This is a genomic window from Brevibacterium sp. LAARM3_SD1, from assembly GCF_057364765.1.
In genome coordinates this window covers 1-14,948 of the sequence record NZ_JBNFOL010000050.1, presented here as the reverse complement: position 1 = coordinate 14,948, position 14,948 = coordinate 1, and the positions used below count along the sequence as shown (strand labels likewise).

The window sequence follows — 14,948 nt, the reverse complement described above, 5'->3', positions numbered from 1 at the left end:
CAACCCCACTCATTTGGTGTAAGCAACCTAGTGAGTCAGGTCGTTCACAACCTAGTGAGCGAGGTTGTCAGCAACGTATTGAGTGAGGTTGTCAGCAAGGTCGCGAGTTTCCACACGAGGTTGCTGGGCCGCCGTCAGGTAGCAATTAAGGGAGGGGGGCTTTTAGTGGCAGCCGTCCGGGCCGCAGACTGCGCCCTCGGTGAGTTCATCTGCCTTGTCTTTGTCGGTTGACTGCGGAAGGCCGGCGAGCACCGTGAGCTTCTGGCCCTCATCCCATGCCGTCTCGAGGGCCTGGGTGAAGACGTCGGCCGGCTGTGCCCCGGAGATGCCGTACTTGCGGTCGATGACGAAGAACGGGACGCCGCCCGCTCCGAGCGAGCGTGCCTCGCTGATATCGGACCGCACCTCCTCGGAGTACTCATCGGTTGCGAGGACGCGACGGACTTCGTCGGAATCGAGGCCGATCTCACGCCCCACCTCGGCGAGATAATCGATGTCACCGATGTCGCGCCCCTTCTCGAAGTGCCCCGACAGCAGCGCTTCCTTGGCCTGTGACATGAGCCCGTGAGTCTTGGCGAAGTGGAGGAAGCGATGGGCGGTGAAGCTGTTGGCCACGACGATCGAATCGAAGTCGTAGTTCAGACCGACTGCGGCGGCCTGCTGCGTGACATGGTCGAACATCTGCCGCACCTGAGCGGCGGGCATGCCCTTCATCTGGCTGAGGTATTCGGTCTCGGTGCCGTCAAAGTGATCGGGCAGGCTCGGGTCCAGCTGGAAGCTGCGCCACTGGACGTCGACATCGTCCTTGTGGGCAAACGTACCGAGGGCATCCTCGAAGCGACGTTTTCCGATATAGCACCAGGGGCAGGCGATGTCCGACCAGATCTCAATCTTCATATCAATGCCAACCGCGCCCGACGCGCGGATATTCCGGTCCGATTCAGAACAGCGCCTGCTGCGCCGGGGCGGCGAACTGCTGGGCCGGTGCCGTCTGCAGGCTTGGCTGCCGCGGGGTTCGGTTCGATTCCCTGCGTCCGCGCATCCGGGAAGTCGCCGGATAGTCGTCATCGCTGCGGCCTCGCAATCCGAAGCGGTCGATGAGCGGGTTGATGCGCTCACCGAGCCACCGTCGATACTCCTTCGACGCGTAGGAGGACCGGGCATACATCGTGCGGTAGCGGGGGAGGAGCTCGGGGTGTTCGCGTTCGAGCCACTCGAAGAACCACTCGCGGGCGCCGGGGCGCAGGTGCAGCGCTCCGTAGACGACTCGTGCGGCACCCGCGTCCTTGATCGCTCGGAGTGCGGATTCGAGGTGGTCGCGGGAGTCGGTGAGCTTCGGCATGATCGGCATCATGAAGACGGTGACGTCGAACCCGAGCTCGGCGGCCGCGCGTACGGTGGCCAGTCGGGCCTTCGTCGTCGGCGTGCCGGGCTCGATGCTCTGCTGCAGGGCGTCGTCGTGGACGGCGATCGACATGCTGATTTCCACCGGAGCGTCTTCGGCGACGCGGGCCAGCAGCGGCAGATCGCGGCGCAGCAGCGTGCCCTTGGTCAGAATCGACATCGGTGTCGACTGCTCGGCCAGGGCAGTGATGATTCCCGGCATCAGGCAGTAGCGGCCTTCGGCCCGCTGATAGGGGTCGGTGTTCGTGCCCAGGGCGACATGGTCACGCGCCCACTTCGGGCGTATCAGTTCGGCGGCGAGGACTTCGGCGACATTGACCTTGACGACGACCTGGCGATCGAAGTCGGTCCCGGAATCGAGATCGAGGTAGCGGTGGGTGTTCCTTGCGAAGCAGTACACGCAGGCGTGCGAGCAGCCGCGGTAGGGGTTGACCGTCCAGGAAAACGGCATCGAACTGGACCGCGGGACGCTGTTGAGAGCGGACTTCGCCAGTACCTCGTGGAAGGTGATTCCTGAGAATTCCGGCGTCTGCACCGACCGGATCAGTCCCTTCGTTCCGAAGAGGACCGGGGAGCCCGAGCCGGTGTCGTCACTCGTTTGGTTCCACCGCATGACTTCATTCGAACATGAGTTCGAATCGGAGTCAAGGGTGGGGCGCCGTGATCAGCCAGGCTCAGGAGACGCGCAGACCCTTGAACTCGCTGCGGTGGAAGACCAGCGCCTCGGGTCCGTCGTCGTTGCGGGTGCCGAGGATCTCGAGCAGGGCCACGGTATGATCGCCGGCTGCGACCTCCTCGTAGAGCCGGGTCCAGAGGAATGCGGAGCTGCCGGGAATCGTCAGCCCGCCTCCGGCCGTGACCTCGGGGCTGACGCCGGTGAAGCGTCGACTGCGGTCCTTCGACGCCAGCTGCCGGGCCAGGTGCTCCTGGTCGGAGCCGAGGAGGGAGATCCCGAGCTCAGGTGCCCGGCGCAGGGTGGGCCAGGTGGTCGACGAGTTCTGGACCGCGACGCTGACCAACGGCGGGTCGAGGGAGACGCCGACGGTGAGCGTGGAGGCGACGAGGCCGAGGGGTGCCGCATCGACCTCGGCCCCGATGAAGGCAACGCCCTGAGGGAAGTGGGAGAAGGTCTCGCGGAGGGTCTCAGGTGTTGCGGGGGTCACCGGTGCCGGTGATTGTGTGGTGGGGTCTGCCAAGAGCGTCATTCCTTCACCTCTGTCTTCGTGTGGTCGTCGGAGTCTCGGGCGCCTGCTGATCTGTTGAGCAGACAAGGTCGACGAGGTCGTCTGCGAGTGCCTATGAAGTCGATCATTGCAAATCGGAACCGTTTCCATCGTGGCCAAGGTCATACGAAGACGACTTATGACCACATATGAAGCTGAGCGTCGGGACGTGACGCAAAAGTGCAGGTGCCTGCGAGGTCCGGGCATAGATTGCTCAGCGAAACACGGACTCGCCTGGCAGCGAGCCGACCGAACCCCGCCGCAGAGGAGCATCACATGACGCAGACGTCGGTCACCGCACCGAGAACCCAGGACCCACCGCAGCGGCTCTTGTCGGGGAAGAAGCGGGTGCTGGCTTCGGCCTTCGCCGGAACGACGATCGAGTGGTACGACTTCTACCTCTACGGCACCGCCGCGGCCCTGATCTTCAATGTCCAGTTCTTCCCCAGCCACAGTGAGCTGGGCAGCAGTCTCGCCGCCTTCGCCAGCCTCGCCGTCGGCTTCTTCGCCCGACCACTGGGCGGCATCATCGCCGGCCATCTCGGCGACCGGGTGGGCAGAAAGGCTCTTCTCGTCGTCTCCCTGCTGTCCATGGGAATCGCGTCGACGCTCATCGGACTCGTCCCGAATTTCAGTGCGATCGGCTGGTGGGCAGCTGCTGCCCTCGTCGTCCTGCGCATCGTGCAGGGACTCTCGGCCGGAGCGGAATGGGGCGGCTCGGCACTGCTCTCGGTCGAACACGCACCGGCGAGCAAGCGCGGACTGTTCGGCTCCTTCACCCAGATCGGCTCGGCTGCGGGAATGCTCTTGGCCACCGGCGCCTTCTTCGCCGTCCAGAGCCTGCTCACCGACGAACAGTTCGAAGCCTTCGGCTGGCGCATCCCCTTCCTCGCCTCCGCTCTGCTCGTCGCGCTGGGACTCTGGATCCGCCTCGGCGTCTCCGATGCTCCGGAATTCCAGGAGCTCAAAGCCTCCGGCGATGTCGCCAAGGCGCCGCTGCGCGACGTGCTGACCAAACACCCACGGGTCCTCCTCGCCACCATCGGACTCCGCCTGGCGCAGAACAGCGTCTTCTACCTCATCACCGTCTACATGCTCAGTTACCTGTCGGAGAACCGCGGCGACTCGACCTCGGGTGTCACGGCCGTCATGATCGCCTCGGCGATCGGACTGTTCACCGGGCCTCTCTGGGGGTGGGTCTCGGACAAGGTCGGTCGCAAACGCGTGAGCATCGGCGGCATCATCGGCGTCGCCGTCTTCGGCTGGATCTTCTTCGCCTTCCTCGACTCGGGCCCCTTGGCATTCCTGCCCATCATCGTCATCCTCGGAATGAACCTCGCCCACGATGCGATCTACGGCCCGCAGGCCGCGTGGTTCGCCGAACAGTTCCCCATCGAGGTCCGCTACTCGGGCGTGAATATGGGCTACCAGCTGGGCACCGTCATCGGCGGCGGAATCATGCCGATGGTTGCAGCCCTGCTCTACGTCGCCGGAGGGCACTCGCCCTGGCTTATCTGCGGTTACCTCACCCTGCTGTGCGTCCTCTCGCTCATCGCCGCCATCGGCGCAAAGGACCCTGCCCGAGAGCTCGCACGCTCCGCGGACTGAACGCACCCGCCGCTTCGTCGGCCCCACGCTCATTGCACCACCACGATTAGGAGACAACCATGACGAAACCGATCCTGCTCAACGCCTTCGACATGATGACCCCGGTCCATCAGTCGCCCGGACTGTGGCGCCACCCGGAATCACGGGTCGACGAGTTCACTCAGCTGTCCTTCTGGACCGACCTGGCCAAGACCCTCGAAGACGGAGGATTCTCCTCGCTCTTCCTCGCCGACATCCTCGGCGTCTACGACGTGTACGGCGGCAACGCCGACGTCACGAACCGCGGGGGAGTGCAGTTCCCGCTGCTCGACCCCCTCGTCGCAGTCCCGGCCATGGCCGCGGCCACGAAGACGCTGGGATTCGGCGTGACCGCCTCGGTGACCTACGAGAAGCCCTACCTGCTCGCCCGCACCCTGACCACCCTCGACCACTTCACCAACGGTCGAGTCGCCTGGAACATCGTCACCAGCTATGTCGACTCCGCCGCCCGCAACCTCGGGCTCAAGGGCCAGATCCCGCACGATGAGCGCTACGACCGGGCCGACGAGTTCATGGAGGTCATGTACAAGCTGTTCGAGGGCTCGATCACCCCGGACGCGCTCAAGGCCGATGCCGACGCCAACGTCTTCGTCGACCCGAATGAGGTGCGCGACATCGACCACGATGGCAAGTTCTTCACCGTTCCCGGTCAGGCGCTCGCCGTCCCCGGACCGCAGGGCACCCCACTGCTCTTCCAGGCCGGCGCATCCAAGCGCGGACAGGAATTCGCCCTCGACCACGCCGAGGCGATCTTCTTCTCCGGGCCGACACCGGAGATCCTGCGCAGCTGGGTCGACAAGGTCCGCGACGGACTCGAAGAGCGCGGACGCGCCCGCGACGCGGTGAAGATCTTCGCGCTGGCCACCGTCATCGTCGACGACACGGACGACGCCGCCGAGGCGCGACTTGCCGACTATCGTCGCTACGTCGACACCGAATCCGCGCTGTCCCTGTTCGGCGGATGGACCGGGGTCGACCTCTCGGGAGCTGACCCCGAGGACACCCTCGAATACGTGTCGACCGACGCCAACCAGTCCGCACTCGCCTCCTTCACCACCATGGCCGGGGACAAGCCGTGGACGATTCGGGACCTCGCGGAGTTCGTCGCCCTCGGCGGACGCGGACCGGTCATCACCGGATCACCGGAGACCATCGTCGACGAATTCGAACGCTGGATGACCGAAGCCGATATCGACGGATTCAACATCGCCGCGGCCGTGCGCCCGGCCGATGCCGAACGCTTCGCGAAGTATGTCTCACCCGAACTGCGCCGCCGCGGACTCCTGCCCGCACCGACCGCCGGTGCCACGGTCCGCGAGCAGCTCACCGGGGCGGGCCCCCGCCTGGCCGAGGACCACACTGGTGCCCGGTACCGCCTCGGCGAGGGTGCCCGCGTCTGATCGGACGGGCCCGACGAATCGGAGAACGGCCGTGAGGCATAATGGTCTGCGGCCGTTTTCCGATCCGCGAACCGAACTGAGACCGCGAATGAGTGCATCGACTCCGCTGACCACCACTGATCATTCGGACGATCGCGGATACCGGCGCAGAGCGCTCGTCGCCGCGGCTGTCGGCTATGGGCTCGACGGTTTCGACCTCCTCATCCTCAGCTTCGCCCTGTCGGGCATCATCGCCTCATTCGGGCTCAGCGACGTCGAAGCCGGATCCCTGTCGACGATCACTCTGCTCGGTGCCGTGGTCGGCGGCATCGTGTTCGGTGCCCTCGCCGATCGGCACGGCCGAGTCCGTGTGCTCACTTGGACGGTCCTCATCTTCGCGGTGTTCACCGGTCTGTCGGCACTGGCGCAGGGGTATTGGGATCTCGCGGCCTACCGGTTCATCGCCGGAATCGGAATCGGCGGTGAGTTCGGGATCGGCATGGCCCTGGCCGCCGAGGCGGTGCGTGCTGATCAGCGAGCGCGGGCCACGTCATGGGTAGGGGTTGGATTTCAGCTCGGAGTCTTCGCCGCCGCTGTCGTCTCGGCACCAGTCATCGCCCTGTGGGGTTGGCGGGCGTTGTTCGTCATCGGCCTCGTTCCCGCCGTCTTCGCTTTCGTCATCCGACGCGGAGTCGAGGAGCCGGAGACCTTCGTCCGCGCACAGGAACGAGGGGAGAAGGCCGACGGCGCGGGCAGTACGCCGATTTCCTTCGGTGCGAAGATCGCCGCTCTGGTCAAAGACGGGGAGACGGTGAAGATCACCCTGGCTCTGACGATCCTCACCAGCGTGCAGAACTTCGGCTACTTCGGCATCATCACCTGGCTGCCGAACTACCTGTCCGAGCAGATGGACCTGGGAGTCACCAAGGGGTCGCTGTGGACTGCAGTGACGGTCGTGGGAATGCTCGCGGGGATCCTCATCTTCGGTCAGGTCGCCGACCGACTCGGTCGCCGTCCGGCCTTCTGGACCTTCCAGGCAGGAGCCATCGTCACAATCCTCGCGTACAGCCAGTTCACTGATCCAACCGCTCTGCTGGCCGGTGGATTCTTCATGGGTGCCTTCGCCAACGGGATGCTCGGCGGACATGGGGCGCTGCTGGCCGAGCTCTACCCCACGGCGATCAGGGCGACAGCACAGAACGTCATCTTCAACATCGGCCGAGCCGTCGGGGGACTGGCCCCGGTCGTCATCGCTCTGCTTGCCGGACATCTCGGCTTCGGCTTCGCTCTGGCCCTGCTCCCGATCATCTACCTCATCCAGTTCCTCGCCATGTTCCTCATTCCGGAAAGACGCGGACACAGCCTCGACTGAGCGGTGCGCTCAACAGCACTGAGCTCGAACGTGTGCGCGTGACGAACTGTGACACCAAGTGACAGGACAGTGCCGCCGCGGGACCATACTCAGTGACTGTGACTTCGACAGATCCCGCCGCGAACGCGGCACAGACACCATCCGCATCCGCCCCGAACGGGCAGGCGACAATGCAGGCTCCGCGCATCATCTCCTCGGCAGCCGATATCCACTCGGTCCTTGCTGAATTCGGCTCCCAGGGGACGAAGACGACGGCCGTGATCATCCTCGCCCTCGGCGGGATCTTCATGGATGCCTACGACTTCTCCTCCCTGGCCTTCGGCATCACCGCCATCCAGGAGCAGTTCGGCCTGAACGGCTTCATGACCGGACTCGTCAACGCTTCGATCATGGTCGGAGCCGTCATCGGCGCACTCTTCGGCGGCTACCTCGTCGATCGGTTCGGACGGTACAAACTGTTCATGGCCGATATGGTCTTCTTCGTCGTCGCCGCCATCGGCTGTGCCGTGTCGCCGAACGAATGGGTCCTCATCGCCTTCCGCTTCGTCATGGGCATCGGCGTCGGCCTCGACCTGCCGGTGGCGATGGCGTTCCTCGCCGAATTCTCCAAGCTCAAGGGCAAGGGAAACCGTTCGCAGCGAGTCAACGCGTGGTCTCCGGCCTGGTACTTCGCCACCGGTATGGGCTACGTCATCGTGCTCATCATCTTCATCACGCTGCCCTATGAGCAGCACGCGAGCCTGTGGCGCATCGTCGTCGGCTTCGGCGCCGTCCCGGCGCTCATCGTCCTCCTCGTCCGCCGCCGCTACCTCGCCGAATCGCCCGAATGGCTGGCCAACCAGGGCGATCTGCGCGGCGCCGTCGAGGTCATGCGCAGCCACCACAACCTCAACGTCGAACTCGCCCCCGCCGAGGGGCGCGAGACCCCGGTTGCCTCGGCTGCCCCGGAGAAGGGCGGCCGTTGGAGCGGCTTCGCCGAGCTCTTCTCCCCGCGCTACCGGGTGCGCACGATCGTCGCGCTCTGCGTCTCCGTGTTCTCGACCTTCGGCTACAACGCCGTCGCCTATGGCACCCCGCTCATCATCACCACGCTCTTCCACCAGACTCCGTTGATCACGATCATCGCCTCACTGGTCATCAACCTGGGCTTCGGAACGCTCGGCGGACTGCTGGGCATGAGCATCGTCAACCGCTTCGGAACCCGGAAGATCACCCTCATCGGATTCGTCATCCAGGCAGTGGCACTGGGAATACTGGCCCTTGTGGGCATCCCGAACGGAGCCCTCGTCCTCGTCGCCGTGGCCATGCTCGCAGCCTTCGTCTTCGCCCAGGCCGGGGGACCGGGAGCGAACCTCATGAACTATGCGACCCTGTCCTACCCGACACGGCTGCGCGGAATCGGAATCGGCTTCAACCAGTCCGTCCTGCGCGCCTTCTCGATCGTCTCGCTCATCATGTTCCCGATCCTCGCGGCTTCTTTGGGCACAGGAGTGTTCTGGATCGTCGCCTGCGCACCGCTGGCCGGCGCGATCGCCGTCGGCATCGTCGCCTGGGACCCGACAGCCAAGGACGTCGAACACGAAGACTGAGGCCAGAAACGGCAGATCGTCGTGACGACCATTGTCCGCTCCGGGCGCCGGAAACGGCACCTCCCGTGACCAGCCGAGACGAGTTGCTGGCATATGAATGGTATTCCATTTGTCGAGATGTCGTGTCGGATGCATGGCAGCTGACCCGGCATCTCGCCCGTTTTCGGAGACACGTGTAGTAACAGGCGATAGCCAAATCACCCCACACTGCTCATTGCACGGCACATGTGAGCTGGGTTACTCTGAACCGGTCAGACTATCGGCGCCGGAGAGCTGTGTTTACTTGTTTGGTATCCCAGTTTGGCTGTGACCGGATACTAGGAGTGGACTGCATGTGGAAATCCGAGACTGGGGAGGCGCCCGCGCCCACACGGCTGGGGCCCAGCCCCGAACAGTTGGCGGCCCATCGCATCAGTCCGCGCTTCTACAACGCCGATCTCGCCCCGTCCCGCAAGGAGGGGCGCAGCTGGACGGCCTACAGCGTCTTCACCCTGTGGGCCAACGACGTGCACTCTCTGGGCAACTACGGCTTCGCTCTCGGACTCTTCGCACTCGGCCTCGGAGCCTGGCAGATCCTCGTGGCCCTCCTCGTCGGTGCGGCTCTGCTGTTCTTTCTGCTCACCCTCTCCGGTTTCATGGGCTACAAGACGGGCGTGCCCTATCCGGTGATGAGCCGGATCTCCTTCGGCATCCACGGGGCCCAGCTGGCCGCCTCGGTGCGGGGCATCGTCGCCATCGCCTGGTTCGGCATCCAGACCTACCTGGCCTCGAGCGTCCTCAACGTCATGCTGCTGACGATGTTCCCGGGACTGCAGTCATGGGCCGATGCCGAATTCCTCGGACTCTCCGGGCTCGGCTGGTTCTCCTTCACCTTGCTGTGGGTCATCCAAGTCATCATCGTCAGCTACGGGATGGAGATGATCCGCCGCTACGAAGCCATCGCCGGACCGATCATCCTCGTGACCTTCCTCGCCCTGGCCGTCTGGATGCTCGTCCGCGTCGACTTCTCCATCGCGTGGTCGACCGACGACGCGCTCAGCGGTTGGGAGATGTGGGCGCACATCTTCGGCGGCGGCGCGCTGTGGGTGTCCATCTACGGCACCTTCGTCCTCAACTTCTCCGACTTCACGAGGGCCGCGAAGAAACGCGGTTCGATCGTCGTCGGCAACTTCTGGGGCATCCCGGTGAACATGCTCGTCTTCGGACTCGTCGTCATCTCGCTGGCCGGCGCACAGTACAAGATCGACGGCACCGTCATCACCTCACCGGCCGATATCGTCCAGTCGATCGGCAGTCCGGTCCTGCTCGTGCTGGCTTCCCTGTCGCTGCTCCTGCTCACCGTCGCAGTCAACCTCATGGCGAACTTCGTCGCCCCGACCTATGCGCTGACGAACCTGTTCCCTCGCCACCTGAACTTCCGCAGCGCCGCCATCATCTCCGCCGTCATCGGCTTCGTCATCCTGCCCTGGAATCTGTATGACTCACCGGTGGTCATCGTCTACTTCCTCGGCGGACTCGGCGCCCTGCTCGGACCCCTGTTCGGCGTGATCATGGTCGACTACTGGGTGGTGCGCAGAACGAAGGTCAATGTGCCCCAGCTCTACACCGAAGCCGGCGACGGTGAGTACTTCTACCACCGCGGAGTCAACTGGCGAGCCATCGGAGCCTTCATCCCCGCCTCGGCGATCTCACTGGTCTTCGCACTCGTCCCCGCGTTCTCCGGCATCTCCGAGTTCTCCTGGTTCTCCGGGGCCGCAATCGCCGCGCTCATCTACTTCGTCATCGCCCGCCGCGACTTCACCTTCCGTGAGGTCGACGGTGAGGAGATCGCCGTCCCGACCCACCACTGATCGGAGCCGAATCGTGAGAATCCTCGTCGTCAACGTCAATACGACCGAGTCCATGACCGAGGGCATCGCCCGCGTGGCACGGCAGGCCGCCTCGGCGGGAACCGAGATCATCGGGCTGACCCCCGAATTCGGAGCCGAATCCTGCGAAGGCAACGTCGAAAGCCATCTCGCGGCGCTCGGCGTCATGGACGCCGTCCTGAAATATCCCGGCGAATTCGACGCCGTGATCCAGGCCGGGTACGGAGAGCACGGCCGCGAAGGCCTGCAGGAGCTGTTGGACGTGCCCGTCGTCGACATCACCGAGGCGGGGGCGGCCCTGGCGATGTTCCTCGGCCGCCGCTATTCCGTCGTCACCACGCTCGACCGGACCGTCCCGCTCATCGAGGACCGGCTGCTGTTGGCCGGGCTCGACTCGCACTGCGTGTCCGTGCGGGCGTCGGGAATGGCCGTGCTCGAGCTCGAGGAGAATCCGCAGGCCGCGATCGAGGCGATCGCCGATCAGGCCGCCGAGGCGGTCGACCGTGACCGTGCCGAGGTCATCGTTCTCGGCTGCGGTGGGATGGCGGAACTCGGGGTGACGATCACGGAGCGCTGTGCCGTGCCCGTCGTCGACGGGGTCGCTGCCGCCGTGCGCGTGGCCGAATCTCTCGGCGGTCTGGGGCTGAGCACGTCGAAGGTGCGCACGTATGCGCCTGCCCGTGAGAAGAAGCTCAGCGGCTGGCCGCTCGGTCAGTCGACGTCGGCCGGGTCGGCCTGAGCTTCCTCGGGGCCGGCTTCGGCCAAACGCTTCGAATGCTTGTCGTGCTGCTCCTGGCTCGTCCCCAGGTGGCGGCCGGCCAGTGACCCGGCCAGCGCCTGATCCCGGCGGGCGATGGCGTCGAAGAGTTCGGCATGCTCGGTGGCGACGACGGCAAGGTCATCATGTTGGCTCAGCTGCCACCGCATCCGTGAATCCAGCAGGGCGCCGATCTCACCGAGGAGCTCATTGCCCGAGAGCTCGATGACGATGGCGTGGAATTCCGCGGCACAGCGATGGGCGCCGGCGACATCTCCCGCCTCGGCGAGTTCCCGTCCCTTGAGCATCGTGGCCTCCAACCGGGCCAGTCCTTCCCGGGTATGGCGCTGAGCGGCGAGTTCGAAGGAGAGGACGTCGAAGACCGTGCGCACCTCGTTGAGGTCGGCGATATCGCTGGGGGAGAACTCCCTGACCGTCGACCAGGTGTTGGGACGGTTCGTCACCAGCCCTTCCGAGGCGAGTTTCTTCAGCGCCTCGCGGATGGGCACGCGGGAGACGCCGAGCTCGGTGGCGAGGTTGCGTTCGACGAGCCGTGAACCCGGTCGGCGGTGGCCCTCGATGATCTCATTGCGCAGCGCCTCGGTGACCCGCATGGTCTCCGACTGGGGACTCTCGGCAGACTTCATCCGGCTCTCACCTCACTGTGAGCGCTTCATGGCACGGCCCAGAGCATCGAGCCCGACCGAGCCGAGACCCAGCGCCCGGGTGTGGAAGTCCTTGAGATCGAAATCGGCACCTGCCGCAGCCTTCGCCTCATCACGGTACTGCTCCCACAGCCGCTGACCGATCTTGTAGCTCGGTGCCTGCCCGGGCCAGCCGAGGTAGCGGTCGAGCTCGAAGGCCAGGAACGACCGGTCCATGGCCACATTGTCGGTGAGGAACTGCCACGCCTTCTCCCGGTTCCAGATCCCGCCGCCGAGGCTCTCAGGTGCCTCGAGGCCGAGGTGGAAGCCGATGTCGAGGACGACACGGGCGGCACGCAGCCGCTGCGAATCGAGCATGCCGAGGTAGTCGCCGGGATCGTCGAGGAACCCGAGATCGGCCATGAGCTTCTCCGCATACAGCGCCCACCCCTCACCGTGGCCGGAGACCCAGCACATGAGGCGGCGCCAGCGGTTGAGGGTGTCGGAGACGTAGGTGGCCTGACCGACTTGGAGATGGTGGCCGGGCACACCCTCGTGGTAGACGGTGGTCTTCTCCTGCCAGGTGGCGAAGTCCGTGACGCCATCGGGCACCGACCACCACATGCGGCCGGGGCGGGAGAAGTCGTCGGTCGGGCCGGTGTAGTAGATTCCGCCGGTGGCCGAAGGCGCGATCATGCATTCGATCGTGCGCACGGGTTCGGGAATGTCGAAATGGGATCTGCCGAGTTCGCGGATCGCCTCATCGGCCACACCCTGCATCCAGTCCCGCAGCGCCTCGGTGCCGTGCAGGGTCCGCTGCGGGTCGTTGTTGAGAGCGTCCATGACCTCGAACAGGTCGGCGCCGGGCATGATCTTCTCTGCCACTTCGCGTTGCTCGGCATCGATGCGCTCGAGTTCTTCGAGGCCCCAGGCGTAGGTCTCGTCGAAGTCCACCTCGGCACCGAGGAAGTCCCGGGAATACAGCGCGTATGCTTCGCGACCGCACGCCTCGTCTTCGCCGGCGGCGGGCAGCACCTGTTCGCCGAGGAATTCGGCCAGGTCCGAGGCGGACTTGCGGGCCGCCTCGGCGTGGGTGTCGAGATCCGAACGCAGAGCGTCGGGAACTTCGGCACCGGCGACGAGACGATCGAAGTTGCTGCCGGGCTCGGCCAGGGCACGGGCCTGGTCGATGACCTTCTCGACCTGGATACGGGCGGCGACGCGACCGTTGTCACGCGCCATCGCCAGGGACTCCTGGTATCCGGCCAGCGAGCCGGGCACGGCAGCCAGGGTGGTCGAGATCGTCTCCCAATCGGACACGGTCTCCGTGGGCATGAGGTCGAAGGCGTCGCGGACCTGCTGCAGCGGCGATTCGATGACATTGAGGCTGGCGTGCTTGATCCCGGCGGCGAAGTAGTCCCGGTCGACGCCGAGGCGATCACGCATCGCATCGATGGTCACGAGGTCGACATCGTCGAGGTCGGAAGAGTCCGCGACATCGTCGAGGCGAGCCAGCGTCCGGACGGTGACGTCATTGAGCGCGGAGAGTCCGGCCGGTGAGAAGTCGTCGAAGCCCTGCGCACCGTCGAGTCCGAGGTAGAGGGCGAGCGAGGGGGAGAGGGCGAGCATGTCATCGACGTAGTCTTCGGCGACCGCATCGACGGCGGAGGGGGTTCTCTTCTCAGTCATGATGACCACCCTATCGCGAGCTGAGTCACATCCGCGGTGGACCGGACCGCGCAATCGCGGGGAACCCGCTAATGTGTCACTGTTCCCCGCCGACAGCAGAAAGAGAGACCGAATTCCCGTGGCACGAGCGAAGCTGTGGACGAAGGACTTCATCGTCGGAATCGGGCTCAACCTGACGATGTCGATGGTCTTCTACCTGCTCATGACATCGATGGCCGGGTACGCGGTGGCACGGTTCTCCGCCGGTGAGGCCGCTGCCGGCTTCGCCTCCTCATCGTTCGTCGTCGGTGCCGTGATCGCTCGCGTGCTGACGGGCAAGTACCTCGACTTCATCGGTCGCCGCAAGCTGCTCATCATCACCATGGCGGTCTCCGTGCTCGCCTCACTGGCCTATATCTTCGCCGGCGACCTCACTCTGCTGCTGACGCTGCGCATCGTCCACGGAATCGCCTTCGGTGCCGGGAACACGGCGATCATGACGGCGATCCAGAGCATCATCCCCGCCTCTCGCCGAGGCGAGGGCACCGGATACTTCGGCACGGCGACGACCCTGTCGACGGCGCTCGGACCGTACCTGGGGGTCATCCTGCCCCGTGAGTTCGACTTCGTCATGCTCTTCGTCGCCTCGGCGTTCATGTCCGTCCTCGCCCTTATCTGCTGTCTCCTCATTCGGCTTCCGGTGCAGGAGATCAGCGACTACCAGCGGCGGACGAAATGGCATCTCAAGATCGGCACCCTCGTCGACCGGGACGGATTGCGGATCGGCTCGGTCATGCTTCTGGCGGGCACCGCCTACGCCGCGGCGCTGGTGTTCCTCGCCGGATATGCGGCCGAACACGGCGTCGCCTCGGCCGCGTCCCTGTTCTTCGTGGCCTTCGCCGTGGCGTCGCTGTTCGCCCGCCTGTTCGTCGGCCGGCTGCAGGACACGCTCGGAGACAATGCGGTGATCTTCCCCGTCTTCATCGCCGATATCGCCGGCAACGTCCTGCTGGCGCTGTGGCCGACGATGACGGGCATCGTCCTGGCCGGAGTGCTCATCGGTCTCGGCTTCGGCTCCCTGATGCCATGCATGCAGGCCATCACCGTCAAATCCGTGCCGATGAACCGCGTCCCCGTCGCCACCGCGTCGTTCTTCCTGCTCCTCGACGCGGGGTCCGGCATCGGCCCCGTCGTCCTCGGCTTCCTCTACCCGTTCACCGGTGGAAACGGCATGTTCCTGGTCTGCGCCGGACTCGTCGTGGTCGCCATCGGCGTGTACGTGTGGGTGCACGGACGTCGCCGAGGCGGTCGCCCTGGCCGCGAATACCTCACCTGACACCCCTTATTGCTACCTGACGGCGGCTCAGCAACCTCGCGCCAGGTTGCTGAGCCGCCGT

The 14,948-nt window shown here is 65.2% G+C and carries 12 protein-coding genes; 7 read left to right on the top strand and 5 right to left on the bottom strand.

The genetic code is table 11. The features are described 5' to 3' along the window. Nucleotides 1–162 precede the first annotated feature (162 nt). The 3 genes from AC2W7L_RS17765 to AC2W7L_RS17755 form a co-directional block, all read right to left on the bottom strand. A complete protein-coding gene (locus tag AC2W7L_RS17765; RefSeq protein ID WP_486005516.1) occupies nucleotides 163–897 on the bottom strand; it encodes a DsbA family oxidoreductase in 735 nt (244 codons plus the stop codon). Nucleotides 898–940: 43 nt separating this feature from the next. After that, nucleotides 941–2,017, bottom strand: a complete 1,077-nt coding sequence (locus AC2W7L_RS17760) for an Rv2578c family radical SAM protein (RefSeq protein WP_486005515.1) — start codon at nucleotides 2,015–2,017, stop codon at nucleotides 941–943. A 61-nt stretch (nucleotides 2,018–2,078) separates the two neighbouring features. Next, the gene (locus AC2W7L_RS17755) at nucleotides 2,079–2,609 is read right to left on the bottom strand and encodes a flavin reductase family protein (RefSeq protein ID WP_083532606.1); all 531 of its coding nucleotides are present in this window, start codon (nucleotides 2,607–2,609) and stop codon (nucleotides 2,079–2,081) included. Nucleotides 2,610–2,903: 294 nt separating this feature from the next. Here AC2W7L_RS17755 and AC2W7L_RS17750 point away from each other — a divergent pair, with 294 nt between their 5' ends. The 6 genes from AC2W7L_RS17750 (at nucleotide 2,904) to AC2W7L_RS17725 (ending at nucleotide 11,221) form a co-directional block, all read left to right on the top strand. Next, complete coding sequence (locus AC2W7L_RS17750; RefSeq protein WP_486005514.1) at nucleotides 2,904–4,235, top strand: MFS transporter; 1,332 nt, start codon at nucleotides 2,904–2,906, stop codon at nucleotides 4,233–4,235. A 59-nt stretch (nucleotides 4,236–4,294) separates the two neighbouring features. Continuing rightward, a complete protein-coding gene (locus AC2W7L_RS17745; RefSeq protein WP_486005513.1) occupies nucleotides 4,295–5,674 on the top strand; it encodes an LLM class flavin-dependent oxidoreductase in 1,380 nt (459 codons plus the stop codon). 88 nt (nucleotides 5,675–5,762) lie between these two features. Continuing rightward, on the top strand, nucleotides 5,763–7,025 hold the full coding sequence (locus AC2W7L_RS17740) for an MFS transporter (protein ID WP_486005512.1): 1,263 nt from the start codon (nucleotides 5,763–5,765) through the stop codon (nucleotides 7,023–7,025). Nucleotides 7,026–7,123: 98 nt separating this feature from the next. Next, a complete protein-coding gene (locus tag AC2W7L_RS17735) occupies nucleotides 7,124–8,614 on the top strand; it encodes an MFS transporter (protein ID WP_486005511.1) in 1,491 nt (496 codons plus the stop codon). A gap of 332 nt (nucleotides 8,615–8,946) precedes the next feature. Next, nucleotides 8,947–10,464, top strand: a complete 1,518-nt coding sequence (locus AC2W7L_RS17730) for an NCS1 family nucleobase:cation symporter-1 (protein ID WP_486005510.1) — start codon at nucleotides 8,947–8,949, stop codon at nucleotides 10,462–10,464. A 13-nt stretch (nucleotides 10,465–10,477) separates the two neighbouring features. Beyond that, complete coding sequence (locus AC2W7L_RS17725) at nucleotides 10,478–11,221, top strand: aspartate/glutamate racemase family protein (RefSeq protein WP_486005509.1); 744 nt, start codon at nucleotides 10,478–10,480, stop codon at nucleotides 11,219–11,221. Here the strand turns inward: AC2W7L_RS17725 and AC2W7L_RS17720 are convergent. Together AC2W7L_RS17720 and AC2W7L_RS17715 are read right to left on the bottom strand one after the other, a co-directional pair. Next, entirely contained in the window at nucleotides 11,194–11,886 is a 693-nt protein-coding gene (locus AC2W7L_RS17720; RefSeq protein WP_486005508.1) for a GntR family transcriptional regulator, read from the bottom strand. The two genes, AC2W7L_RS17725 and AC2W7L_RS17720, sit on opposite strands and share 28 nt — an antisense overlap. Before the next feature lie 12 nt (nucleotides 11,887–11,898). After that, on the bottom strand, nucleotides 11,899–13,572 hold the full coding sequence (locus AC2W7L_RS17715; RefSeq protein ID WP_486005507.1) for a DUF885 domain-containing protein: 1,674 nt from the start codon (nucleotides 13,570–13,572) through the stop codon (nucleotides 11,899–11,901). A 118-nt stretch (nucleotides 13,573–13,690) separates the two neighbouring features. Here AC2W7L_RS17715 and AC2W7L_RS17710 point away from each other — a divergent pair, with 118 nt between their 5' ends. Then, nucleotides 13,691–14,887: an MFS transporter gene (locus AC2W7L_RS17710; RefSeq protein WP_486005506.1), complete on the top strand. Its 1,197-nt coding sequence runs from the start codon at nucleotides 13,691–13,693 to the stop codon at nucleotides 14,885–14,887. Nucleotides 14,888–14,948: the final 61 nt, after the last annotated feature.